Annotated in this window: 24 protein-coding genes; 11 read left to right on the plus strand and 13 right to left on the minus strand. The window is 68.7% G+C overall.

The window, feature by feature from the left end; genetic code table 11:
- Positions 1-1,362, minus strand: a complete 1,362-nt coding sequence (locus R2707_08370) for a HAMP domain-containing sensor histidine kinase (GenBank protein ID MEZ5245094.1) — start codon at positions 1,360-1,362, stop codon at positions 1-3.
- On the minus strand, positions 1,359-2,027 hold the full coding sequence (locus R2707_08375; GenBank protein ID MEZ5245095.1) for a response regulator transcription factor: 669 nt from the start codon (positions 2,025-2,027) through the stop codon (positions 1,359-1,361). Before R2707_08375 ends, R2707_08370 begins: the two co-directional genes overlap by 4 nt.
- A 160-nt stretch (positions 2,028-2,187) precedes the next feature.
- On the opposite strand from R2707_08375, the gene R2707_08380 reads away from it, so the two are divergent.
- From R2707_08380 to R2707_08395, 4 genes are read left to right on the plus strand one after another with little or no spacing between them, the layout of a single operon-like run.
- Positions 2,188-2,883 carry a hypothetical protein gene (locus R2707_08380; GenBank protein MEZ5245096.1) on the plus strand — a complete coding sequence of 232 codons (696 nt, stop codon included), beginning with the start codon at positions 2,188-2,190 and terminating at the stop codon, positions 2,881-2,883.
- Entirely contained in the window at positions 2,840-3,634 is a 795-nt protein-coding gene (locus tag R2707_08385) for a hypothetical protein (GenBank protein MEZ5245097.1), read from the plus strand. The genes R2707_08380 and R2707_08385 overlap by 44 nt, the downstream gene beginning before the upstream one ends.
- Positions 3,624-4,556, plus strand: coding sequence for an FAD:protein FMN transferase (locus R2707_08390; protein MEZ5245098.1), 933 nt, complete (start codon positions 3,624-3,626; stop codon positions 4,554-4,556). Before R2707_08385 ends, R2707_08390 begins: the two co-directional genes overlap by 11 nt.
- Entirely contained in the window at positions 4,553-5,116 is a 564-nt protein-coding gene (locus R2707_08395) for a ferric reductase-like transmembrane domain-containing protein (protein MEZ5245099.1), read from the plus strand. The genes R2707_08390 and R2707_08395 overlap by 4 nt, the downstream gene beginning before the upstream one ends.
- Here the strand turns inward: R2707_08395 and R2707_08400 are convergent.
- From R2707_08400 to R2707_08430, 7 genes are all read right to left on the minus strand, one after another.
- Positions 5,094-6,038, minus strand: coding sequence for a calcium/sodium antiporter (locus R2707_08400; protein ID MEZ5245100.1), 945 nt, complete (start codon positions 6,036-6,038; stop codon positions 5,094-5,096). The two genes, R2707_08395 and R2707_08400, sit on opposite strands and share 23 nt — an antisense overlap.
- A 24-nt stretch (positions 6,039-6,062) precedes the next feature.
- Complete coding sequence (locus R2707_08405) at positions 6,063-8,456, minus strand: DNA translocase FtsK 4TM domain-containing protein (protein ID MEZ5245101.1); 2,394 nt, start codon at positions 8,454-8,456, stop codon at positions 6,063-6,065.
- Between the two features lie 208 nt (positions 8,457-8,664).
- The gene (locus R2707_08410) at positions 8,665-10,341 is read right to left on the minus strand and encodes a ribonuclease J (GenBank protein ID MEZ5245102.1); all 1,677 of its coding nucleotides are present in this window, start codon (positions 10,339-10,341) and stop codon (positions 8,665-8,667) included.
- 1 nt (position 10,342) lies between these two features.
- Positions 10,343-11,233, minus strand: coding sequence for a 4-hydroxy-tetrahydrodipicolinate synthase (gene dapA / locus R2707_08415; GenBank protein MEZ5245103.1), 891 nt, complete (start codon positions 11,231-11,233; stop codon positions 10,343-10,345).
- A gap of 45 nt (positions 11,234-11,278) precedes the next feature.
- Positions 11,279-11,728: a copper chaperone PCu(A)C gene (locus R2707_08420; protein ID MEZ5245104.1), complete on the minus strand. Its 450-nt coding sequence runs from the start codon at positions 11,726-11,728 to the stop codon at positions 11,279-11,281.
- Between the two features lie 5 nt (positions 11,729-11,733).
- Positions 11,734-12,381: an SCO family protein gene (locus tag R2707_08425; protein ID MEZ5245105.1), complete on the minus strand. Its 648-nt coding sequence runs from the start codon at positions 12,379-12,381 to the stop codon at positions 11,734-11,736.
- Positions 12,374-13,015 (minus strand): hypothetical protein, encoded by a 642-nt coding sequence (locus tag R2707_08430; protein MEZ5245106.1) that lies wholly within the window; start codon positions 13,013-13,015, stop codon positions 12,374-12,376. The genes R2707_08425 and R2707_08430 overlap by 8 nt, the downstream gene beginning before the upstream one ends.
- A gap of 51 nt (positions 13,016-13,066) precedes the next feature.
- Between R2707_08430 and R2707_08435 the strand changes: the two genes are divergently transcribed.
- Positions 13,067-13,483 carry a hypothetical protein gene (locus R2707_08435; GenBank protein MEZ5245107.1) on the plus strand — a complete coding sequence of 139 codons (417 nt, stop codon included), beginning with the start codon at positions 13,067-13,069 and terminating at the stop codon, positions 13,481-13,483.
- Positions 13,484-13,515: 32 nt separating this feature from the next.
- On the opposite strand, the gene R2707_08440 is transcribed toward R2707_08435, so the two are convergent.
- From R2707_08440 to R2707_08455, 4 genes are read right to left on the minus strand one after another with little or no spacing between them, the layout of a single operon-like run.
- Positions 13,516-15,699: a cytochrome b N-terminal domain-containing protein gene (locus R2707_08440; protein ID MEZ5245108.1), complete on the minus strand. Its 2,184-nt coding sequence runs from the start codon at positions 15,697-15,699 to the stop codon at positions 13,516-13,518.
- A 13-nt stretch (positions 15,700-15,712) separates the two neighbouring features.
- Entirely contained in the window at positions 15,713-17,410 is a 1,698-nt protein-coding gene (locus R2707_08445; protein MEZ5245109.1) for a b(o/a)3-type cytochrome-c oxidase subunit 1, read from the minus strand.
- A complete protein-coding gene (locus R2707_08450; protein ID MEZ5245110.1) occupies positions 17,407-17,994 on the minus strand; it encodes a cytochrome c oxidase subunit II in 588 nt (195 codons plus the stop codon). Before R2707_08450 ends, R2707_08445 begins: the two co-directional genes overlap by 4 nt.
- Positions 17,991-18,155 (minus strand): cytochrome c oxidase subunit 2A, encoded by a 165-nt coding sequence (locus R2707_08455; GenBank protein ID MEZ5245111.1) that lies wholly within the window; start codon positions 18,153-18,155, stop codon positions 17,991-17,993. The genes R2707_08450 and R2707_08455 overlap by 4 nt, the downstream gene beginning before the upstream one ends.
- Before the next feature lie 142 nt (positions 18,156-18,297).
- Here R2707_08455 and R2707_08460 point away from each other — a divergent pair, with 142 nt between their 5' ends.
- From R2707_08460 to R2707_08485, 6 genes are read left to right on the plus strand one after another with little or no spacing between them, the layout of a single operon-like run.
- Positions 18,298-19,119: a cytochrome c gene (locus R2707_08460; GenBank protein MEZ5245112.1), complete on the plus strand. Its 822-nt coding sequence runs from the start codon at positions 18,298-18,300 to the stop codon at positions 19,117-19,119.
- Positions 19,119-20,897 (plus strand): FAD-dependent oxidoreductase, encoded by a 1,779-nt coding sequence (locus R2707_08465; GenBank protein MEZ5245113.1) that lies wholly within the window; start codon positions 19,119-19,121, stop codon positions 20,895-20,897. The genes R2707_08460 and R2707_08465 overlap by 1 nt, the downstream gene beginning before the upstream one ends.
- Complete coding sequence (locus R2707_08470) at positions 20,888-21,685, plus strand: cytochrome b N-terminal domain-containing protein (GenBank protein ID MEZ5245114.1); 798 nt, start codon at positions 20,888-20,890, stop codon at positions 21,683-21,685. Before R2707_08465 ends, R2707_08470 begins: the two co-directional genes overlap by 10 nt.
- Entirely contained in the window at positions 21,678-22,223 is a 546-nt protein-coding gene (locus tag R2707_08475) for a hypothetical protein (GenBank protein ID MEZ5245115.1), read from the plus strand. The genes R2707_08470 and R2707_08475 overlap by 8 nt, the downstream gene beginning before the upstream one ends.
- Positions 22,220-22,729 carry a ubiquinol-cytochrome c reductase iron-sulfur subunit gene (locus tag R2707_08480; GenBank protein ID MEZ5245116.1) on the plus strand — a complete coding sequence of 170 codons (510 nt, stop codon included), beginning with the start codon at positions 22,220-22,222 and terminating at the stop codon, positions 22,727-22,729. The genes R2707_08475 and R2707_08480 overlap by 4 nt, the downstream gene beginning before the upstream one ends.
- Positions 22,726-23,181, plus strand: coding sequence for a cytochrome c (locus R2707_08485; GenBank protein MEZ5245117.1), 456 nt, complete (start codon positions 22,726-22,728; stop codon positions 23,179-23,181). The genes R2707_08480 and R2707_08485 overlap by 4 nt, the downstream gene beginning before the upstream one ends.
- Position 23,182: the final 1 nt, after the last annotated feature.

Consider the following 23,182-nt stretch of genomic DNA (forward strand, 5'->3'; position numbering starts at 1 on the left):
CTAGAGGGGGACGGTGAAGGAGGCGGTCAGGCCGGTCGGCTCGTTGTCCTCGAGGACGAACGCCCCGCCCGAGGCGAGGACGAGTTGGACCACGATCGCCAGCCCGAGCCCGGTTCCCTCCGTCGTCGGATCGCCCCGCCAGAACCGGTCCGTCGCGACGTCCTTCTCCTCGTCGGTGAGTCCGGGTCCCTCGTCGCTGACGTCGACGCGCGCGAACCCGAACGCCCGGCGGACCCGCACGCGGATCACGCTCGCTGCCGGCGACACCCTGATCGCGTTCTCCAACAGATTGTCGAGGATCTGTTCGAGGGCACCCGGCGCCATCAGACAGGACAGTTCGCCGTCCTCGAACACGGCATCGAGCGCCACTTCGCTCTCCTCGGCGATCGCCGTCCACGTGTCGACCCGGTCGCGGACGATGCCCGAGAGGTCGATCCGTTCGGCATCTCGGGGCTGGTTGGCCGTCGCGAGCCGCAGGAGGTCCTGGATGAGCCGTGCCAACCGGTCGGTCTCGTCGATCGCTCGCCCCAACTCCTCGGCATCGCCATCGAGACCGCTGGCCTGCACCCCCGCTTCGACGTTCTCCAGCCGCAGCCGCAGGGCCGTGAGCGGGGTCCGCAGCTGGTGCGACGCATCGGCGACGAATCGCCGCTGCCGCTGGATCAGATTGTCGAGTTCCGCGGCCATCGTGTTCATCGCCGTCTCGAGCGCCGCCAGTTCGGGGAGTTTCTCGCTCGGCGTCGTCGTCGCGAGATCGCCTGCGGCGAACCGTTCGGCCGTGCCCTGCAGTTCGCGGAGCGGGCGCGAGATCGACCTCGCCATGACCCAACCTGCCCCGGCCACGGCGACGATGACCACGGCAGAGGTCGCGCCCAGGCCCCACCAGAACCGATTGACCCGCTGCCGCACCTGGTCGGATTCGAACGTGACGCGCACCGCGCCGAAGACCACGCCGCCGGACGCGACCGGCACTGCCGCGAATGCCAGTTCGGTGTCGAGCGATGTCGAGAAGCGCGAGCCGGTCGCGTGGACCCCGGCGAGTGCCTCCTCGATCTCGGGCCGCGTACCCAGATCCCGGTCTTCGGCCGCCTCCGTGTCGATGATCGAGATGCCCGCGTCGTCGACCACCACGACCCGGGCTCCGGTCCGGTCCTGGTAGTCGAGGGCCGGTTGCGGGTCGGCGACCAGATCATCCTGGAGGGCATCCTCGTAGATCGTCGCCAGCACGGTGGCATCACGCTCGAGATCGGTCATGAGCCCGTCGATCTGCTGGCGTTCGAAGAAGACCCCGAGCGGAATGCCCAGAATCGCGAGCACGAAGGTGGTGATGGCGAGATAGCCGACGACGAGCCGTCGGGTCATTCGTCGCCGTCGGGGTCGACGACCCGGAACCCGACCCCCCGCACGGTCTCGATCGTCTGGGCGCCGATCTTCTTGCGCAGCGAGGCGACGTGCACGTCGAGGGTCTTCGTCGACCCCCACCAGTTCTCGTCCCACACATCGTGAATGATCTCGTCGCGCGAGAACACCGCGCCGGGATCGGCCGTGAGGTACACGAGCAGATCGAACTCGCGTGGCGTGAGCGCAACCGGCGTCCCGTGTCGCTCCACCCGCCGCGACTTGGGATCGACGAGCAGCCCGCCGATCGCCCTGGCCTCGTTGTCGGGTGTCGGCGCCGCCGCCACCCGACGCAACACCGCCCGGATCCGGGCGACCAGCTCCCGGAATCCATAGGGCTTCACCATGAAGTCGTCGGCACCGGCCTCGAGCAACGTCACCCGCTCGATCTCGTCGCCCCGCGCCGTGACGATGATGATGGGGACCGAGGACCGTGCACGAAGCTCCCGGCACACGACGCGTCCGTCGAGGTCCGGCAGGCCCAGATCGAGCAAGACGAGGTCGGGGATCTCCGCTGCAAGCGCCTCGGCGGCCGTGGCCGCGATCTCGACATCGAACCCCTCGCGGGTCAACCCGGTACGCAAGGGACCCGAGATCGACTCGTCGTCCTCGACGACCAGCAGTTTCATGTCGCAAGGGTGACACACCCGGACGCCGGTTCCGGGCCACATCGGTGCCCCACCGTCGATCTTTGCCGTTTCCTAACCTTTTGATGGAACGACGTTGGATCAACCGTGCGTACGTTCAGGTCGAAGCTCCTCACAGCCACACAGCCCTGGAGGCCCCCCGATGATCACCCGTCCCGTTCTCACCGCCGCCGCATCGGTCGTCGGCGTCCTCGTCGCCGGCACCGCCGCCGTCGGCGCCAACATCGGCATCCTCACGGCCGCCGACTCGAGCGAGGTCGGCGAGCTCTCCGCCGCCGTCGATTCCCCGCTCGACAGCACCGCTCCGGTCGGTGTGGAGGTCGTCGACGTCTACCTCGACGATCTCGATGCGCTCCTCGCCACCACCACGGTCCCCGGCCATCTCGCCGCCGGAACGAATTGGTCGCCGGCATCGTCCGGCACGAGCGGCGGCTCCGACGCCGGAGAGTCGTCGACCTACGAGGCGTTCGCGGTCGATACGGCCGGCGAGGTCGTCATCGAGAACTACGGGGATCGCATCGAGATCGAGTCGGTCAGCCCCGCTTCGGGCTACTCCTACACCACCTCGACGCAGTCCGCTCGTTCGCTGACGGTCACCTTCGACGGGGTTTCGACTCTCGTGTTCCACGCGGTCCTCAACGCCGACGGCACGATCACCGCCTCGGTCGAGGCCCTCCCCGCCGTCACGACTCCTGCCCCTGTGCCCACGACCACCGCGGCACCGGCCTACCACGACGACGACGACGACCACGAGTACGACGATCACGACGACGATCACGACGACGATCACGACGATGATCACGACGACGAGCACGAAGGCCGCGACGACGATGACTGATCCGACCGGTATGGACCAGGCGGCGCTCGACCGAATCGCCCGACTCCAACAGCGTCGCCAGCCCCGCAACGCCGCCGCCCCGGCGGCCGCCACCCCGGCCGCACCCGCAGCGGGAGCTCGGCCGGGCCGTCGCCGTCGCCGCCACCCCGCCGCCAGCGGCAGGGTGCTCGCCGCCGGTCTCGGCGCCACCACGATGTTCGGCATCACGGCAGCGCTCACAGTCGAGGCCACGGCCGACACCGGAGGAACGTCCGCATCGGCACCAGCAGTACCCGCCGACACCCTGCCTGCCAACACCCTGCCCTCCAACACCCTGGCTGCCGACACCCCGTCGGTCACCGAAGACGGCGCCCTGCCCTTCGAGGGTGAGCTCCCGCCGGGATTCACGGTGGACGACATCGACGTCGCCTCTATCCCGGAGGGTGGAGTCCTCACCGGCGAAGTATCCGAGGACGGCCCCCCCGTCGTCGTGGTGTTCCACCCGCGGACCGTGCCCGGCGAGACGGTCGCCGCCGATGTGGCGACCGGCGCGCCGGCCGCGTCATCCACCCCGGCCCCGGCTGCGAGCGCGTCGCCGGCACCGGCCATTGCCGCACCGGCACCATTGACCCCGACCCCGGTCGTCACCGCGGCGCCGGCCCCCGTCGTCACCGCCGCCCCGACGCCGGTCGTCACCGCGGCACCGACCCCGGTCGTGACCGCGGCGCCGGCGCCGGCTCCGGCGCCGACCCCCACGACCAGTGGAAGCTGAACACCATCAGTTCCGGGTGATGGGGTGCGACGCGCACGTCGTCCTCGTCGACCCGTCCCCCACTGCGATGACGGCGGCGGTCGAGCATCTTCACGATCTCGACCGTCGCTGGAGTCGGTTCCGCCACGACAGTGAACTGTCGATGCTCAACACGGCCCAGGGCGACTGGGTCGAGGTGTCGGTCGCCACGATGGTGCTGGTGACCACCATGCAACGGGCAGCGGCCGACACCGCCGCCTGGTTCGATCCGACCTTTCTCTTCGAGGTCCTCGAGACCGGCTATGTGCACAGCGCCGACGACCCTGGCCGTCGGTCCGTCGTCGTCGATCTGCCGTGTCCCGGTCTGAGCATCGACGACGCCGAGATCGACACCTCGCGCTCTCGCATCCGCCTACCCGGCGGCCTGGCCGTCGATGCCGGCGGGATCGGCAAGGGGCTCGCAGCCGATCTGACCGTCGAGATGCTGCTCGCCGGTGGCACCGCCGGCGCTCTGGTCAGCATCGGGGGCGACATGACCGCCGCTGGTCGCGCACCGGACGAATCGGGGTGGACCATCGACGTCGAGCATCCCCTCGAACCGGGCACGATCTGCACCCGACTCACCCTCTCCGGTGGTGGGGTGGCCACATCGAGCACCCGCAAGCGCCGCTCCGTTTCGGACGGCGTCTCGCGTCATCACACCATCGACCCCAGGACGAGGCAGAGCGCGGCGACCGACCTCGCCGCGGTCACCGTCATCGCGCCGACCGGGTGGCAGGCCGAAGCCCACGCCACAGCGCTGCTCCTCAACGGCAGCGCCCTCGCCGATGCCTACGCCGCCGAACGGTCTCTCAGCGGCTTCGCCATGACCAACGACGGCGCAGAAGTCCGGTTCGGCTCGCTCGCGTCCCCCTCGAACGCTCTCACGGAGGCCGTGCGATGAATCCCCAGTTCTGGTGGTACCTCTCCCGGGCGTCCGGGATCGTCGCATGGCTGATCCTCACGGCATCGGTGCTGTGGGGCATCGTGCTCGCCACCGATCTCTTCTCGGAGAGCCGCCGGCCGGCCTGGCTGCTCGACCTGCACCGTTGGCTCGGCGGCCTGGCCGTCGGGTTCACGGCAATCCACATCGCCGCGCTCGTGGCCGACAGCTACATCGAGTTCTCCGTCGCCGACCTGACGGTGCCGTTCGCGTCGGACTACAAGACCGGCGCGGTCGCGTGGGGGGTGCTCGCGATGTGGCTGCTGGTCGTGGTCGAGGTCACCTCGCTGGCGATGAAGCGGATCCCCCGCCGGATCTGGCGCGGCATCCATCGGACGAGTGCGGCGACCTTCTGGATGGCCAGTCTCCACGGCACCTACTCCGGCACCGACGCCAACAACCGTCTCTACGCCATCACGTCGATCGTCGCGGCGGTCGTGATGATGGTGGCGCTGGCCTACCGGATGTTCAGCCATGTGCTCGCGGCCGAAGCGCAGGTCAGCCGCCAGAAAGCAGGATGACGCTGCCGACCCACAGGGCCAGCAGCACCACGCCCTCACGGCGGGTGACACGCGAACCGGTGATCATCATCAGCCAGCTCACCACCACGATGACGACCATCATCACCGAGCCCCACTCGGCGAGCCGGGTGTCGAGGACGGGTCCGGGTCCGACGAGCCCGATCACACCGCCGACGGCGAGGCTGTTGAACACGTTGGAGCCGAGCAGGTTGCCGATCAGGAGATCGGTTTCTCGCTGACGGGCGGCTGCCATCGCGGTGACGAGCTCGGGCGCCGAGGTGCCCACCGCGACGAGCGTGAACCCGACGAATCCGCCGGACAGATCGAGCTCGTCGGCGATCAGGGTGGCGCCCTCCACGATGAACCAGGCCGACGCGATGACGAGCACGAGGCCGGTCACGGTGCGAAACGTCTCGAGCTTCGTCGAGTGTTCCTCGTCGCCCACCAACTCCTCGACGTCGGTTGCGAGCGGGTCACCGCGCCGCGCTGAACGCAGCACCGACACGAGCACCAGCATCAGCAGGGCACCGAGCGCAGCGCCCTCCCAGCGGCTCAGGTCACCCTGGATCAGGCCGGCGAACACCAGCACGGCAGCCACCGAGATGGGCGCCTCCCGACGGACGGTCTGCGAGCTGACCGGGATCACGGTGATGAACGATGCCAGTGCCAGCACCAACGAGATGTTGGCCACATTGGACCCGACGACATTGCCGACACCGATGTCGAGGTTGCCGTCGACCGCGGCCAGCCCGGACACCACCATCTCGGGCGCGCTGGTCCCGAAACCGATGACGACGGCACCGACGATGACGGGCGCAACGTTGAACACGGTGGCAAGCCGCGCCGCGCCCTTGACGAACTGATCCGATGCCAGCGTCAGAACCGACAGGCCACCGATGGCGAAGACGAGACCGAGCAGCATGTGGTGCCAGATTCTACGGGCGAATCAGCCTTCGCCTCGACGCTCGGCGAGCTCCTCGGGAGAAATCAGCACGTCGCGGGCCTTCGAGCCCGTCGAGGGTCCTACGACCCCCTTCTCTTCGAGCAGGTCCATGATGCGACCGGCGCGGGCGAACCCGACACGGAGCTTGCGTTGCAGCATCGATGTCGACCCGAGTTGTGTCTGCACCACGAGTTCCATGGCCTGGACGAGGAGATCGTCGCCGTCGTCGTCGGCTTCGGGGGGCGCGGCGGTGATCGTGTCGAGCGACGGCGGCGTGTTGGTCACGCCACCGGGCAGCGAGGGCGCAAGCGTGCTCTGCTCGCCGCCATGCTCACCACCGCCCTTGGTCTCGAGCGCCACGGTCTGGTCCTCGGTGAACTCCGGCGCCTGGTCGCGCCAGTGCTTGACGATGGCGCGAACCTCGTCTTCTTCGACCCAGCATCCCTGCACGCGATGCGGAGACGACGACGACGGCCCGAGCATCAGGAGGTCGCCCTTGCCCACGAGGCGCTCCGCCCCGGGCTGATCGAGGATGACCCGTGAATCGGTGAGACTGGAGACCGCGAAGGCGAGACGGGCGGGGACGTTGGCCTTGATCACCCCGGTGATGACGTTGACCGACGGGCGCTGCGTCGCGATCACGAGGTGGATGCCGACGGCGCGTGCCATCTGGGCGATGCGGGCGATGGAATCCTCGACGTCTCGCGCCGCGACCATCATGAGGTCGGCGAGCTCGTCGACCACCACGAGGATGAACGGGAGCCGGCGGTATTTCAGCGGCTCTCCGTGCTCGTCGACCTCGCCGAGCCCGACCTCGAGGGTGTCGGCGTCGACCGCGTTGTTGTAGCCGGTGATGTCGCGGAAGCCGACCTTGTGCAAGAGGTCGTAGCGCCGCTCCATCTCGCGCACTGCCCACGCGAGGGCGTTGGCCGCCTTACGCGGATCGGTCACCGGTGCGGTGAGCAGGTGCGGCGCCTTGTCGTACTGCCCCATCTCGACCCGTTTCGGGTCGACGAGGATCAGGCGGACCTGATCGGGAGTCGAACGCATCAGGATCGAGGTCAACAACGAGTTGAGGCACGACGACTTGCCGGCGCCGGTGGCACCGGCGATGAGGACGTGGGGCATCGTTGCCAGGTTGACCATCATGTTGCGGCCGTTGATGTCGCGACCGATCGCCACTTCGAGCGGATGGGATGCCTGGCGGGCTTCCTTCGAGCCGAGGATGTCGCCGACGGTGATGATCTCGCGGCTGCTGTTGGGCACCTCCACACCGATCGCCCGGCGACCCGGGATCGGCGCGAGGATTCGCACGTCGGGCGAGGCCATCGCGTAGGCGATGTCTTTCCGGAGGCTCTCGAGCTTGCTGACCTTGACGCCCTCACCCAACTCGAGCACATAACGGGTGACGGTCGGACCGACGACGGGTTCGAGCAGTGTGGTCTCGACGCCGAACTGGGCGAGCGCCGCGTGCAGGAGCTTGCCCCGCTCGGCGACCTCCACCGCATCGATCTCCTGCTTGTCGCTGCGGGCCAGCATCGACAGCGGCGGCAGCGTCCAGTCGCCGGGATCCATCATCGGCAGCGCCTGCTGCTCCTGCTCCTTCACCGGTTCGGCTGTGGCCTTCGCCTTGCGTGAGATCTTGGCCGCCGGCTCGTCGGGCTCGGGGTCCGGCTCCGGTTCGGGTTGCGGCGCCGGTTGCGGCGCCGCAGCGTCGTCTCGAAGGTCGATGACCTCCGAGTTGGGATCGGCGAACAGCCCGCGGAACGTGCGGGTGACTGCGCCGGCGGCCGGACCGACCACCTTCGCGATCCCCCCACCGACTTCACGCGCCGTCGAGCCGGTCAGCACCATCACCCCGACGAGGGCGACCGCGATCAGGATGAGAACGCTGCCGGCGAGCGCGAGCAGGCCATGGAGGGGGCCGCCGATCGCCATCCCGAGGATGCCGCCGGCCGCCCCGATCTCGCTGACCGGATCATCGATGCCGGGACGACCGCGCAGCACGTGGAGCAGCCCCGCGAGGGCCACGACGATGAGCGCACCACCGACGGCGACACGCGCGAGCCGCTCCGCTTCGGAATCGTCGACGTCGTCGCCCCGGATGAGGGCGACGCCGAGCCCGACGAGTCCGATCGGGATGATCACCCGCAACAGGCCGAGCCCGAGCGCGAGCGCATCGTCGAATCCCTCGCCGACGACGCCCGCGGCGCCGATCCAGACGCTGGCCGCCGCAAGGAGGCCGAGAAGGATCGCACCGACGCCCCAGAGGTCGGCCTGATGGCCCGAGAGCACGGATCCGACCGCTTGGCGGGACGCGGAGGGACCCTTTGCGGGCCGCTTCGCCGCCGGCTTCCTGGCCGGGGCGCGCTTCTTGGAGTTCGTCTTGGTGGCCACGATGTCTTCGAACCTACCAGCGCGGGGTGCCGGCCCCGGGGCACCCCACTCGCGCGGTTCGCGCGTGCGGTCGCGCGATGTGCGCCGCCAGCTCCGACACGACGAAGTGGAAATCGAGCCGGGAGGTGGTCATCTCCGACCTCATCGTGCTCGGCGTGATCTCGTCGTCGTTTCGGCGAAAACGAGGCCGACCGGGTAGGGCAGCGGATCAGCCCTCGCGCACCATGGGCACGATCATGGGGCGACGGCGGGTACGGTCGCTGACCGTCTGACCGGCCGAGCGACGAGTGATCTGGCTGAGCTTCTCCAGATCGTTCTCGCCAGCCTTCAGTGCCTTGCGCAGATCACGCTCCACTGCGTCGGCCACTGCGGTCTCGTGGGCGAGCAGCGCCGGCTTCTCGACCCACCCGCGGGTGACGACGTCGGGGCCGGCGATGATCTCACCACGCTCCAGATCGACGTGCACCACGATCGTGACGAAGCCGTCGTCGCCGAGCACGCGGCGGTCGCCGAGCACGGCGTTGCCGAGGTCGCCGACCATGCCGTCGACGTACACGCGGTCGGTGCCGATCGATCCGAGATGGGTGATGCCGTCGTCGCTGAGTTCGATCTGGTCACCGTCCTCGCAGAAGACGACGCGGTCGTGCGGCATTCCCATCTTGTAGGCGAGATCCCGATGGGCGACGAGGTGGGCGTATTCGCCGTGGACGGGCACGAACCATTCGGGCACGGCAACGGAGTGGAGGGTGGCCAATTCCTGTTGCTTGCCGTGGCCGCTGGTGTGGACGTCGACCTGGCCGCTGTGGAGCACCTTCGCGCCGAGGCGGGCGAGTCCGTTGCGCACCGACGCGACCGCCGCCTCGTTGCCCGGGATCGGGTGGGAACTGAAGACGACGGTGTCGTTGTCGTCGAGCTTCATCCAGCGGCTCTCCCCGATCGACATCTGTGTCAGGGCCGCCCGTGGCTCGCCCTGGGACCCCGTACAGACCACGACGACGCGTTCTGGTTCGAGATCGCCGATGTCCTCGATGTCTCGGATGTGGGCGTCGGGAATGCGGAGGATCCCCACGTCTCGCGCGAGCTTCACGTTGCGTCGCATCGACAGCCCGAGCGTGACGAGCACCCGCCCGGTCTCGACCGCCGCGTCGGCGATCTGCTGGATCCGATGGATATGGCTGGCGAACGACGCGATGATCACGCGCCGACCCTCCTCGCCCCGGATGACGGCGCTCAACGCCGCGCCGACGTCCTTTTCCGAACGCGACGCACCGGGCTGATCGGCGTTGGTCGAGTCGGCCAGCAGCAGGCGGATTCCCGGGTCCCAGGCGAGCGCGCCGATACGGGAGAGATCGGTGCGGCGTCCGTCGACCGGCGTGAGGTCGAGCTTGAAGTCGCTCGAATGCAAGATGACGCCCTGGTCGGTGTGGAAGGCGGTGATGTTGCCCGACGGGATCGAGTGGGTGACCGGGAGGAACTCACAGTCGAAGGGCCCCACCATCCCGCGGTCGCCGTCCTTGATCTCGCGGAGCTGCGCCCGGTCCAAGAGTCGGACCTCTTTGAGCTTGTGCTGGATGAGCCCCAGGGTGAAAGCCGACCCGTAGATCGGAACCGAGAGGTGCGCCATCAGGTACGGGAGCGCCCCGATGTGGTCCTCGTGCGCATGCGTGGCGATGATCGCCTCCACCCGATCGGCGTTGTCGATCAGATAGCTGAGGTCCGGCAGGACCGCGTCGACGCCGGGCAGATCATCGCCCGCGAACATCTGACCGCAGTCGAGGACGACGATGCGTCCCTCGGTCTCGATGGCGGCGCAGTTGCGACCGATCTGGCCGAGGCCGCCGAGGAAGGTGATGCGAACGGGTGCGGCCGGCTTTCCGGATCCCATCTCAGGCTCGACCGAGTTCGGCGAGCACGGCCTTGGCGTCGTCCTCGACGAACGCCGGTTCGGGGCCCATCGGCATCCGCGTGGGCCCGCCCGGGAGACCGAGGAGTCGCAGCATGGCCTTGGTCGGCACCGGGTTGGGCGCGAGATCGCCCGTCTCGAACTCGTAGGACGGGATGAGGCGTCGGTTGATCTCGGCGGCCTTGTGGACGTCGCCGCCGAAGAAGGCATTCATCATCTCGGAGGTCTCATTGCCCACCCAATGGGTCGCGACACCGATGGTGCCGACACCGCCGATCGCCATCAGCGCCAGGGTGAGACCGTCGTCGCCGCTGTAGACCTCGGTGCCCTCCGGGGCGAGCGACAGCATCCGGGCCGTCTCGGCCGGGCTGCCGGCCGCGTCTTTCACGCCGACGATGTTGTCGACGTCGGTGAAGAGGTCGACCATCGTCTCGGTCGCGATCTTGCGCCCGGTGCGGACGGGGATGTCGTAGAGGAGGATCGGGAGGTCGGTCGCCGCCGCGCAGGCACGGAAGTGCTCGCTCAGGCCGGCCTGCGACGGCCGGTTGTAGTAGCCGGCCACGTGGAGAATGCCGTGGGCGCCGGCCGCGGTCGCCCGCCGGGTCAACTCGACGGCCGCTCTGGTGTCGTTGCTGCCCGCACCCGCGACCACCGGGGTCTCGGTCGCCTCGACGACGGCGCGGATCAGATCGATCTGCTCGTCGTGGGTCAGCGTCGGGCTCTCACCGGTCGTGCCGGCGATGACCAGACCGTCGTTGCCGCCGACCGTCGTCAGATGAGCGGCGAGTTCCTGCGCACCGTCGAGGTCGAGGGATCCGTCGGCGTTGAAGGGCGTCACCATGGCAGTGAGTACCCGTCCGAAGCGTGGTTCCATCCCGCAATGGTGCCACGTGCGGCGCGGAATCCCGCGCCGATTCAGTCAGCGATCTTCGACCGCGGCCGTCACGTCGACGCCCCCTGCCATCTCGAACGTCAGCCGAAGGTCGATGTCGGCGCCCTCGGTGAGTGGCGTGACCAGGCCCAGACACATCACGTGGAGGCCGCCGGGCTCGAAGGCCAACCGCCCCTGCGGCTCGAGCGTGAGTTCCTCGGCAGATGTCGGCTCCATGCTCGTGACCCCGTCGTCGACCGTCGAGCGGTGCACCATGGTCGAGAGGCACGCCGACGACGTCGCCCCGAGTAGACGATCCGCTTGCGTGCCGGTGTTCTCGACCGCGAAGTAGAACGCCGCGGTCGGCGCGCCCGGTGCCGTCGGTCGGGCCCACACATCGCGCACCGAGAGCGCTCCCGCGGTGTCGGCCGGCCCGGTGTCGTCGCCGCAACCGGCGAAGAGCAGGGTCGCGACCGCGACCCCGACGAAGGGCCGCATCCCCCTCATCCGAGCAGCTCCTCGAGGTCGGATCGCAACGGGTCGGCTTCGACGTCGGGGTTCCAGATCACCTTCAGGTTCCCCTGCCGGTCGATGCCGAGCAGCGTGGCGGTGTGGTCGACCTCGTAGAACCCGTCGTCCTCGGGTGGCTGCGGCTCGAAGAACACGCCATAGCTGGCCGCCACGTCGGCCACCGCGGCGACGTCACCGCCGACGCCGATGAATCGTTCGTCGAAGAACCGGAGGTACTCGCCGAGACGCTCGAGGGTGTCGCGGGCCGGGTCGACGGAGATCATGAACAGCTGGACGTCGTCGCCTCGATCTCCGAGACCGTCGATGGCCCGGGCGGCCCGGCTCAGCGTGAGAGGGCACACATCGGGGCACGACGTGTAGCCGAAGTAGACGACGACCACCTTCCCCTCGTAGCGGTCGAGGTCCGCAGGTTCTCCGGAATCGAAGGAGAGGCCGGTGAAGTCCGGTGCCGGATCCGGATCGGCGAACGCGGTGCCGCTCCACGAGTGGGGCGCGACCTCGCGCACCACGAACACGAGCACGATCGCTCCGGCGGCGATCGCCAGCAGCATCGGCACGACCGTCCGCAGCAGACGGATCCAGAGCGGACGGGGATCGGCCACACCGGGAGCATCAGCCATAGCAGGAGAAGAGGTGCGCGGCTTCGTAGGCGAGCCCGGCCGCGCCGGTGGAATGCCGCAGTTCCACACCCAGCGAGTCGATCTGGTTGACCATCTTCTCGGCGTCCTCGGCGAGCGTGCGATAGCGGTATTCGCCCCGGATGATGCCACTCCCGTCGACGAGCGCATAGCCGGGATCGAAGTCGACCTCGCCATTGTCGGACAGGTCGAAGTACTGACGGAATCCGGCACCGACGACGGTGCGCACACGATCGAGCGGCCCCCCGACCCAGATCCACTCCTCGCCGTCGGCACCACTGGCCTCGGCCGCCGCGCCGAGGGCATCGGCGGTGGGGGCATCGGCCAACGCGATCGTGACGACGCGGAAGTCGACCTCACCGAGATCCACCTCGTCGGCAACCCTCGTCCTCACGTCGGCGAGGGTCGCGAAGATGTCGTCGCAACGCCGACCGCAGTCGAGGGGAGTGAACGAATACAGCGTCACCGTGCCCCTCGTGGTCTCGCTCGTGAACGTCGCGCCGGTCTGGTCGGTCATCGCGTAGCCGGGAGCGACCCGGATCCGGGGCAACACCTTGATCGGCTGGAGGATCGCGAACGCGAGCGCGGCGCCGGCGATCACACCGCCGACCCACATCAGGACCTTGGTCCACAGAGGGAACCGTCGACGATGACTACCGTCGGGGCCATGCGCCGCACCGTCACGCTCCTGGTCACCGCCCTGGTCCTCGCCGCCGTACCCGTCGCCACCGGATGCTCCGAACCCGGCACCGCTGTCGTCGACGGCGAGGGCATCCTCGGCACCTACACCGTCAACGGCATCGACGTCCGTGGCGAGGAGTACTCCGGAACCGTCGTGATCGATGCCACCGAGGTCGGCGACGAGTACCTCGTGCGCTGGCTGATCACCGGCACCCTCCAGGAGGGCATCGGTACCCTCACGGGCAACGAGTTCGAGGTCGAGTGGACGACCATCTCCGCGCCCGGCGGCGATGCGTCCGGCACCGCCCGCTACGTCCTGGCCGACAACGGCGACTTCATCGGTACCCGCACCATCGACGGCGTCGACGGGGTCGGGACCGAGACCATCTTCCAGAAGGCCTGAGCGCTCGGCGGGCTGGGTGTCGGGGCGCGTCGTCACGAGCTTCCCTCCAGCGTCAGCAGATACTCGACCAGCGAATCGATCTGGTACTCCGTGAGCCGCTCACCGTAGACAGGGAGCATCTGCCCGGCCGGCCACCCCTCGACCACATGGGCGTCGGGGTCGACGATCGACTCCCGGAGGTACTCCGCCGCGGTCATGCCCTCGACGGTGGAGCCGGCACGATCGGCCACGCCGTAGAGGGACGGGCCGACGTCGTCCACGCCGCGGTCGGTCGAGTGACAGATCGTGCAGCCACCGATCCTCGCCTCGGTGAACACGGTGCGGCCGGCGGCGACGCCGGGCGGAGGCGGTACGTCGACGGCCGGCACGAGAAGTCGCTGCCCGGCGACGAGCTCGACGGCGTCGTCGAAGAGCACCGACCGGTCGTCGCCCTCGATGAGCACCACCTCGATGTCGTGACGGCCCGGCTCGAGCGTCGCGTCGACCGCGCCGGTCGCTACGCCGTCCCATTCGGCGAGACCGGCCCTGCGGACCTCGGCGCCGTCGACGGAGATCGACACCTCGGCGAGGTCCGCGCCGGCGCCCGACGCACCGTCCTGCCCTTCGAGTTGTGCGCCGGGACGGTGCGACACGACGACCCGCACACCGGCGCGCTCACCATCGCCACCGAACGGCAGCAGGGTTGCGGCGCCCACGAGAAGGAGCGACACAGCGACGACTGCGGCGCCCACGAGTCGGGCCCGCCGCGATCCCGGCAGCTCCGACGCATCCGGGTCGGGCGCGGCGGCGGGCAACTGGGCACCGCGGAGCGCACCGAGCTCGACATAGGTCTCGGTGGCGAGGCCGAGGTCCCGACGGGCCACATGCGGCGCCCGCTGTCCTTGCAGGCGTTCGTGGGTCAGCCGGTTCCCGATGCCGTAGCCGCACTCGCCCGGCGCGCAGCCGACGACGTCGACGGACACCGCACCGCGGGTCGTGAGCTCGTGAACGGCGGACGGATGCATCGCCCCGGTGCACTCGACCTCGACGATGACCCCCTCGGGGCCGCCGCCACCGGTGTGGCGCGCCTGACGACGACAGGTGACGACGACCGCACGTCCGGCACAGTCGACGGCGGCCGGCTCGGGCTGCCCCGGCATGGAGATGGCCCCGAACGAGCACGATCCGAGGCAGATGCCGCAGGCGACGCACGCGGCCGGATCGAGACGGGCCACCGACCGACCATCGGCGTTCTCGACCATCTCGAGGGCCAGATAGGGACAGTCGACGACACACAGGTCGCACCCCGTGCACGCGGCTTCGTCGATCGCCACGACGATGCCGGGCCGGTCGCGCAGCACCCACGGAATCGCGGCGACGGCGCCGCCCAGGAGCACCATTGCGGCGAGCACCAACTCCCCCGCCGCCGAGCGCAGCGGTGGCAGCAGGAACAGCATGAACGGGTCGAGCGACATGTCCGGCAGGAGGCGGGCCGGGTCGGCCCTGCCGAGAAGATCGGCGGGCACGATCAGCGAAAGGGCGAGAAGGCCGACAGCCATGGCGACCATCCAGTGGCGCGGTGGCACGATCGCCTGGCGACTCCGCCGCAGATGACGCCAGATCGCCCAGCCGATGACGGCGGTGAGCCCGAGGTGGAGGAACCAGACGAAGAGGAAGAGTCCGGAGCCACCGGTGCCCTCGGCAGAGTCGAGCATCGCCTGCCCGACTCGTGACGCCCCCCATCCCGTCCGCTCGATCAGGTTGGCGACGGCGCCGCCGATGGCCTGCGCCCGCTGGTCGCCGACGAGGGCGTACCCCGTGACACCGGCCAGCCACACCAGACCGAGGGCGGCGACGCCGGTCAGCCACCGGAACCTCCGGCCGGCGGTGAATCGGCCGGCCACGAAGGTCCGCCATGCGTGGACGGCCGTGGTGGCCACCAGGGCGGCCGACGAGTACCGGTGCACGGAGCGGACCACCCGTTGCACGGGATGGTCGGTGAGACGCTGGACCGACTCGAACGACTCGACGAATCCGAACTCGAAGAACAGCGTGATGTAGACGCCCGACAGCACGACCACGACGAGCAGGAAGACACTGATGGTTCCGGCGTGGAGGAGCGGGTTCGCCCGGGCCGACCCGGTGGCGCGCCGCATCGCCGCGTCGGCCCGCGCGTCGAGCCGTTCGACGACTCGGCGGGCGGGTGACTCGTCGGGGGATGCGAGGCGGGACGACATCGAGACGACGTCGCTACCAGGGGGTGAAGTCGGTGCCGGGGGCGTTCAGGTTCATGTTGAGGATCTGGTCGACGAGTTGGGGTCCGTAGGCGAACACCAGCAGGGCTGCGGCCGCGATCAGCCACGGCTTGAACCGGTCGAGCCAGTCCGGCGTGAGCTGTGGGCTCCGGATCGATTCGGCGATCGGGACCGTGGGCACGAGTTCGGCGGCGACCTTCGGTCCTCGCACCGTCTTGATCACGATGGTCACGTAGGTCAGCACGGAGACGAGCAGGATCGCCCCACCGATCGACACCCGCATCAGGTGGCCGTCCCACGACTCCGGAACGTAGGGAGCGTCGCCGAGCGCCGTGCGGCGGGGCGCTCCCAGCAACCCGAGCATGTGCATCGCGTTGGAGAAGATGATCATGCCGACGAACCACGTCCATGCCTGGAACAGGGCCACCTTCGGGCTCCACAGCTCCTTCCCGGTCAGGTAGGGGATCATCCAGTAGGTGATGCCGATGAACGACAGCGTCACGGCCGTTGCCACGGTCAGATGGAAGTGACCGGGCACCCAGGCAGTGTTGTGGATCACCAGATTGAGGTTGTACGACGCGTTGGTCAGACCACCGATACCGCCGAACATGAACAGGATCGCAGCCAGCAGCTGGGCGGTGACGGACGGATCGTTCCACGGCAGCGACCGGATCCAGCCGACCAGACCGGTGCCGCCCCGCTTGCGGCCGGCGTACTCCAACGAGGCGATCACCGTGAACGCCGTGATCATCGACGGGAAGAAGACCGAGTAGGTCAGGATCGCATGGATCCACTTCCACGTCTGCGGCACGCCGGGGTCGACGAACTGGTGATGGAAGCCGACCGGCACCGACACGATCAGGAACATCCAGAACGCGAGCCGGGCCAGCGAATCGCTGAACAGCTTGCCACCGGCCTGCTTGGGCAACATGCCGTACCAGCTCACGTAGGCGGGCAGCAGCCAGAAGTAGACCAGCGGATGGCCCGTGAACCAGAAGTACGTGCGGGCGAGCTCCGGGTCGGTGCCGTCGGTGAGACCGAGCGACCACGGCAGGAGCATGGTGAGGATCTCGATCGCCACCCCCAGCGTGGCGATCTGCCACATGGCGGCGTTGATCACCCCGCCGAGCGCGATGAACGGCGACCGCACGCCGGGGTTGTCCTTCCGCCATGCGTGCAGTGTCAGGTAGAAGCCGAGCCCCTCGATCCAGCTGCCGACGACCACGAGGGTGAGGCCGAGGTAGAAGGCCCAGCTCGCCTCGAGCGGCGGGTAGAACGTGTAGAGGACGGTGGCCTTGTTGAGCAGGATCGGCGCGGCGGTCATGAGCACGCCGACGGTCATCACCCAGAACCCGATCCGGTTGATCCGCGGGTTGGCCAGGGGGCGGTTGAGCCCCTTCATCGTGGTCAGGTTGGTGAACCCGACGATGAAGAAGGTGGTCCACACGAGCGCGTTGAGCACGCCGTGGATCGTGAGTCCCTGGTAGTAGCTCTTGATGATCGGGTCGAGGTACCCGTAGAGATCGAACCCCGAATACTGGAACGACTGCAGGGGTCCGAACAGCGAGCCCACGAAGAGGGCGGAGATGGCGACCCAGATGTGACGGGCGACGAACTTCTTCTCGGCCTCGGTCAGGTCGTAGTCGCCGTCCCAGTTGCGTTCGACCTTCTGGGTCGGATCGGTGACGGTCATCCTGCGGCCTCCTCGGCGCTCGCCGGCGCTTCTGTCGTGGTGGTGGGAGCGTTCAGCGCCTCGTAGTCCTGTTGCGAGACGACATTGATCACGCCGTACATCGCCTCGTGGCCGCGACCGCAGAACTCGTGGCAGATGTAGGTGAACGCACCGAGTTCGTCGAAGGTGTACGTCAGCGTGGACACCTGCCCCGGCACGACCATCATGTTGAGGTTCGTCTCGTCGACCCGAAAGCCGTGTTGCAGGTCGGGACTGGTGAGGTTGATCGTGACCTCGGCGCCGACCGGGAGCGTGATCGACTGGGGCACGAACGCCCAGGTCTGGGCGACCACGTAGGCCTCGAAGATCCCCGGCGCGACCTCTCGCACACCCGGCTCGGACCACGGCGGCGTGTCGAGGACCGTTCGGGGGTCGACCTCCTGCTCTGCGCCGGGCACCTCGAAGCCCATGACGAGACCACCGATGGTGATCGTCGCGGCGAAGGTGACGAGCAGAAGGATCGACAACCGCATCCAGTTGCGTTCGTAGGGGTCGATCCCCATCGACTGACGGGGCGCCTCCCCGGTCACCGGTTCATCGCTCATCCCGTCGCTCCCCGACTCAGCAGGATCAGGTACACCGTGACCCACAAGAGGATCAGCATGGCGATGAAACAGCCGAGCAGGAAGATGGTCCCCGTCGGCTTGAACTCCTCTTCGTGATCGACGCTCGCGCTCGCCGCGGCATCTCCTTCACTCGCGCTCACGCGCACCCTCCCGGTTCGAAACGACCCTCGAATGCTGCGATCGGAGCCCGGTCCGGGAACAGGGACCAAAGGCCCTATTCCCGATTGCCGTCGTCACCGGATGATCGCCGGGACCGACACCGGACCTGGACTCTCCTCGGATATGGCTTCTTCCAATGCACGCGCAGCGCGACACCTTCCGCTGCCCTTCGCCTTCCTCATCGCCGCGGTGCTCGTCGTCGCCGGCGCCGGGTTCGGTGGCGTCTCGTTCGCCGCAGCGACCGAGGCACCCGCCGACACGGGAGACGGCGTACCCGCCGCCGACGACGAGGCCCAGATCGAGCTGCTGACCCGCGGCGCCGCCGTCTACAGCTCGACGTGTTCCGGCTGTCACCAGCCCGGCGGTGTCGGCCTCCCCAGCCAGTTCCCGCCCCTGCTCGACAATCCGAACGTGCAGGACGAGGTCTACCTCCGAGACGTGCTCGCCAACGGGCGACAGGGCGAGCTCGTGGTCAACGGCGTCACCTACAACGGCCGCATGCCCGCCTTCTCCACGCTGCCCGCCGACGACGTCGACGCGGTCATCGCCTATGTCCAGGGTGGCTTTCTCGCACCCGCTGCGCCCACCGCGGCCGCCGAGACCGGCGGCAGCACCGGGTCCGGTCTCCCCGACGGGGCCAACCTGGCCATGCAGATCAGCTTCCTCATCGCCGGCGCCGTCGGCCTCTTCGTCCTGCTCCCCCGCATCACGTCCGCCCACGACGGCCTCGAGATGCCGTGGCTCGACGCGTCGCTGAAGACGGCGATCATCGTGGTCGGCTTCATCGCCTTCACGGTGTTCGTGCCGAACTGGGCGCTGCAGACCGACACCGTCAACAAGCTCGACCGTCCGGTGCAGGAATTCGTGGGGACGTCGCTTTGGCTCGGCGGGCTGCTCGTGACCCTCGGCGCCGTCTGGTACGCCCATCGAGAGAAGCGCATCTGATGACCGGTGCACTCGAGTACTACGACGAGAACATCCCGTGCCTCGCCGCGTGTCCGGTCCACACCAACGCCGGCATGTACGTCGCCGCCATTGCCGACGGCCTCGACGAACTCGCCTACCTCACCGCCCGCCTCCCCAACCCGTTCGCGTCGGTGTGCGGACGGGTCTGCGCGGCCCCGTGTGAGGACGCGTGCCGTCGGGGCGCCATCGATCGACCGATCGCGATCCGGGCCCTCAAGCGGTTCGTCACGGAGAAGTACGGCCCGGAGAACGATGCCGCCAACGGCGCCCAGATCTGGGATCGCGTCGCTGCCGCAGCCGAGAACGACCGCTCGACGCGGGTCGCCATCGTCGGAGGCGGACCGGCCGGACTCGCCGCGGCCCACGACCTGCGCCGCCACGGCCACCAGGTGACGATCTACGAGGCCACCGACAAGCTCGGTGGGGCGATGTGGCTCGGCATTCCCGAGTACCGCCTCGATCGCACGGTCCTGCAGCGCGACATCGACGCGATCCTCGCGCTCGGCATCGATGTCCACTACGAGACGCAACTCGGCCGCGACATCACCCTGAACGGGCTGCGAGAGGACTTCGACGCCGTGTTCCTCGGCATCGGGGCGACCCTCGGCCGCGGCCTCGACGTGGAGGGCGGCGACGCCGACGGGGTGCTCAAGGCCATCGAGTTCCTCGTCAACATGAACCGCGGCTTCCACGTCGACGTCGGCGAGCGGGTGCTCGTGATCGGCGGTGGCGATGTCGCGATGGATGCAGCCCGCACTGCGCTGCGAGCCGACGACTACGACGAGGCCGCCGGGCGCGACCCGGTGAGCGACGCCATCGACGCGGCCCGAACCGCGGCGCGCGCCGGCGCCCGCGACATCACGGTCATGTCGCTCGAGCGCCGCGACCAGATGCCGGCCCATGAGTTCGAGGTCGAGGAGGCCGAGGCCGAGGGAGTCACATTCGAGAGCGGCCGCGGGCCGACCCGGATCCTGGTCGAGAACGGCCGCGTCACCGGTGTCGAGACCAAGGGCGTCACCCGTCTGACCGACGACGAGGGACGGTTCTCGCCCCAGTTCGACGAGACGGACCTGCGGGTCATCCCCGCCGACACGGTGATCCTCGCGGTGGGCCAGGCGATCGATCTCGAGGTCCTCGGTCCCGACGGGCCCGAAACCTCTCCACGACGCACGATCGGCGTCGACGACCTGACCGGCGCGACCTCACTCGCCGACGTCTGGGCCGGTGGCGATGCCGCCAAGGGGCCCCGGAGCCTCATCGACGCGATCGCCGACGGTCGCCGGTCGGCCGCCGACATCCACCGTGCCCTCGGCGGCGAGGCCGACGAGGCGCCGGAGGCCGGCCAGATGGTGACGCTGCAACAGTTCCACCGCCTCGACGACATCTACGACAGCTACGACCGCATCGACCCGCCGACCCTCGACACCGGCCGCCGTATCGGACTGACCGAAGTCGAGCTCGGCTTCGACGAGCTGAGCGCACGAGCCGAGGCGAGCCGCTGCCTGCGCTGCTTCGCCAACATCCAGCTCGACATCGAGAAGTGCGTGCTGTGCGCCCTGTGCGCCGACGTGTGCCCGGTCGACGTGATCTCCCTCGTCCCGGCGATCGAGATCGACGAGACCGCCCCGACCGGCGCCACCGCCCTCCTCCTCGACGAGTCGCGCTGCATCCGCTGCGCGCTCTGCATCGAACGCTGCCCACCCGACGCCCTCTCCATGGGGGTTTGGACCGGAACCGGAGTCCCCGCATGTCAGTGACCGAACGACCGCCCACCGAGGACGAGAGGGGCGCCGCACCGCTGCTGCCGGGCCGCGACCGTTTCGATCAGGTGCGCGACACCCGGGTCGGCAAGTCGATCTGGCGCGGCCCCCGCCGTCGCACGCCCCGTGACCGCGCGGCCGCACACTGGGCGAGCTTCCTGCTCCACCTCTACCCGGTGAAGATGAAGCGCGAGCAGATCGCGTTTCGCTACTCCTACTACCTCGGCGTGATCAGCACCGTCCTGCTCGGATCCCTGGTGGTCTCGGGCCTCTACCTGATGTTCTTCTACGTCCCGTCGCCCAACCAGGCCTACGGCGACATCCAGACGTTGCAGACCGAGGTCGCGTTCGGCCAGTACATCCGCAACGTCCACCGCTGGTCCGCCCATCTGATGGTCCTGGCCGTCGCCGCCCACATGTGCAAGATGTTCTACCGCGGCGCCTACAAACCCCCGCGCGAGGGCAACTGGGTGATCGGCGTGATCCTGTTGGCTCTCACCTTCCTGATGTCGTTCACCGGCTACCTGCTGCCGTGGGACCAGCTCGCCTACTGGGCCATCACGGTCGGCAGCGAGATGGCCGCCTACGTCCCGTTCATCGGCGGCAACATCCGCGAGGTCCTGCTCGGCGGACCGATCGTCGGCGCATCGACGCTCCTGCGCTTCTACGTGCTCCACGTTGCCGTGATCCCGGTGATCATGGTGTCGGTGCTCATGCTGCACCTGTGGCGCTGGCGCAAGGACAACATGCTCGAGATCCCGACCGAGGAGCCCCTCGATGTCTGAGACGATCGGCTCCGACGCCGACACGACACGCCCCGCGACCACCGCCAAGGGACAACGGGTCCTCGGCGTGGTGCCGGGAACACCGATCGGTGAACGCAAGGAACCCGAGACCGACGACCTGGTCATGGTGTGGCCGCATCTGCTGGTGCGTCACGCGGTCGCCGCGCTGTCGGTGCTGTTCTTCGTCCTGGTCATCGCGGTGCTGTTCGATGCGCCACTGCGCGACATCGCCAATCCGACGGTGACACCGAACCCGGAGAAGGCGCCCTGGTACTTCGCCGGTCTCCAGGAACTGCTCGCCCACTTCCACCCGCTGGTGGCCGGCGTGCTGATTCCCGGCGGGATCGTCATGGCCCTGGTCGCCCTCCCCTTCATCGACCGCAGCCCCTGGAAGCTGCTGCGCCACCGCAAGGTCGCGACCATCACCTTCACCACCTTCCTGGTGCTGTGGATCATCCTCACGCTGATCGGCTTCATGTTCCGAGGACCGAACTGGTCCTGGGTGTGGCCCTGGAACGAATGGCACGGAGAGCTATGACCGAGACCATGGACCGCCGACGCTTCCTGACCCGCATGTGGCTCGGGTGTGCCGGCCTCTTCGTCGGCGCCGGCATCTGGACCTCGTGGGACCTGATCAAGCCGGGGCCGGCCACCGGATTCGGCGGCAAGGTACGGACCGTCGCACCGGAGGCCGTTCCCGAGTCCGGTGTGCTCGAGATCCGGGCCGCTCGGGCCTATCTCACCCGCGACTCCGGCGGCGAGATCATCGCCCTGTCCGAGAAGTGCACCCATCTCGGCTGCCGGGTCCCGTTCTGCCAGTCGTCGGGACAGTTCGAGTGCCCGTGCCACGGCAGCATCTTCAACCGGGTCGGAGAGTTCCGGGCCGGACCTGCGCCACGCGGCCTCGACCGCTATCCGGTCGAGGTCGACAACGGCCTGCTGGTCATCGACACGGGCTCGGCGATCGAAGGGCCGCCGCCTGGCGGTGAGACGATCGACGAGCCGGCGACCGGCGGGTCCTGTGCGGAGGGAAGCCACGGATGAACTACCGATCCGACGACGACGAACTCGAACGCTCGACCAACCGGGTCATGGCCATCGGGGTCGGTCTGATGATCGCCATGGCGGCGATCTTCCCGCTGTACCGATGGTTCGAACCGGCCAACCGCGACGATGCCCGGGCCTCGCAACTGGATTCGCTCGCCCAGCAGGGTGAGGAGCTGTTCGCGCTGTCGTGCACCTCGTGTCACGGCACCGGCGGTGAGGGTGGCGTCGGTCCGGCGCTCAACTCCCAACAGTTCCTGCAATCCGCCACGAACGACCAGATCGAGTTGCTCGTCGCGGTGGGCGTGCCGGGTACGGCGATGAGCGCCTACTCCCTCGACTTCGCCGGCCCGCTCACCTCGGAGCAGATCCGAGCGATCGTCGTCTTCCTCCGTTCGTGGGAGGACACCGCACCCGATGTCCCCGACTGGCGGACTCCGGCCGTCAACTGAC

It is taken from the genome of Acidimicrobiales bacterium (genome assembly GCA_041394245.1).
Taxonomy (GTDB): domain Bacteria; phylum Actinomycetota; class Acidimicrobiia; order Acidimicrobiales; family Aldehydirespiratoraceae; genus JAJRXC01.

What these genes read in the sequence shown, in the direction of transcription:
- R2707_08370 (MEZ5245094.1), bottom strand. Translation starts at nt 1,362, where the DNA reads ATGACCCGACGGCTCGTCGTCGGCTATCTCGCCATCACCACCTTCGTG.
- R2707_08375 (MEZ5245095.1), bottom strand. Translation starts at nt 2,027, where the DNA reads ATGAAACTGCTGGTCGTCGAGGACGACGAGTCGATCTCGGGTCCCTTG.
- R2707_08380 (MEZ5245096.1), top strand. Translation starts at nt 2,188, where the DNA reads ATGATCACCCGTCCCGTTCTCACCGCCGCCGCATCGGTCGTCGGCGTC.
- R2707_08385 (MEZ5245097.1), top strand. Translation starts at nt 2,840, where the DNA reads ATGATCACGACGACGAGCACGAAGGCCGCGACGACGATGACTGATCCG.
- R2707_08395 (MEZ5245099.1), top strand. Translation starts at nt 4,553, where the DNA reads ATGAATCCCCAGTTCTGGTGGTACCTCTCCCGGGCGTCCGGGATCGTC.
- R2707_08400 (MEZ5245100.1), bottom strand. Translation starts at nt 6,038, where the DNA reads ATGCTGCTCGGTCTCGTCTTCGCCATCGGTGGCCTGTCGGTTCTGACG.
- R2707_08410 (MEZ5245102.1), bottom strand. Translation starts at nt 10,341, where the DNA reads ATGGGATCCGGAAAGCCGGCCGCACCCGTTCGCATCACCTTCCTCGGC.
- dapA (MEZ5245103.1), bottom strand. Translation starts at nt 11,233, where the DNA reads ATGGAACCACGCTTCGGACGGGTACTCACTGCCATGGTGACGCCCTTC.
- R2707_08420 (MEZ5245104.1), bottom strand. Translation starts at nt 11,728, where the DNA reads ATGCGGCCCTTCGTCGGGGTCGCGGTCGCGACCCTGCTCTTCGCCGGT.
- R2707_08425 (MEZ5245105.1), bottom strand. Translation starts at nt 12,381, where the DNA reads ATGGCTGATGCTCCCGGTGTGGCCGATCCCCGTCCGCTCTGGATCCGT.
- R2707_08430 (MEZ5245106.1), bottom strand. Translation starts at nt 13,015, where the DNA reads ATGTGGGTCGGCGGTGTGATCGCCGGCGCCGCGCTCGCGTTCGCGATC.
- R2707_08435 (MEZ5245107.1), top strand. Translation starts at nt 13,067, where the DNA reads ATGCGCCGCACCGTCACGCTCCTGGTCACCGCCCTGGTCCTCGCCGCC.
- R2707_08440 (MEZ5245108.1), bottom strand. Translation starts at nt 15,699, where the DNA reads ATGTCGTCCCGCCTCGCATCCCCCGACGAGTCACCCGCCCGCCGAGTC.
- R2707_08445 (MEZ5245109.1), bottom strand. Translation starts at nt 17,410, where the DNA reads ATGACCGTCACCGATCCGACCCAGAAGGTCGAACGCAACTGGGACGGC.
- R2707_08450 (MEZ5245110.1), bottom strand. Translation starts at nt 17,994, where the DNA reads ATGAGCGATGAACCGGTGACCGGGGAGGCGCCCCGTCAGTCGATGGGG.
- R2707_08460 (MEZ5245112.1), top strand. Translation starts at nt 18,298, where the DNA reads ATGGCTTCTTCCAATGCACGCGCAGCGCGACACCTTCCGCTGCCCTTC.
- R2707_08465 (MEZ5245113.1), top strand. Translation starts at nt 19,119, where the DNA reads ATGACCGGTGCACTCGAGTACTACGACGAGAACATCCCGTGCCTCGCC.
- R2707_08470 (MEZ5245114.1), top strand. Translation starts at nt 20,888, where the DNA reads ATGTCAGTGACCGAACGACCGCCCACCGAGGACGAGAGGGGCGCCGCA.
- R2707_08475 (MEZ5245115.1), top strand. Translation starts at nt 21,678, where the DNA reads ATGTCTGAGACGATCGGCTCCGACGCCGACACGACACGCCCCGCGACC.
- R2707_08480 (MEZ5245116.1), top strand. Translation starts at nt 22,220, where the DNA reads ATGACCGAGACCATGGACCGCCGACGCTTCCTGACCCGCATGTGGCTC.
- R2707_08485 (MEZ5245117.1), top strand. Translation starts at nt 22,726, where the DNA reads ATGAACTACCGATCCGACGACGACGAACTCGAACGCTCGACCAACCGG.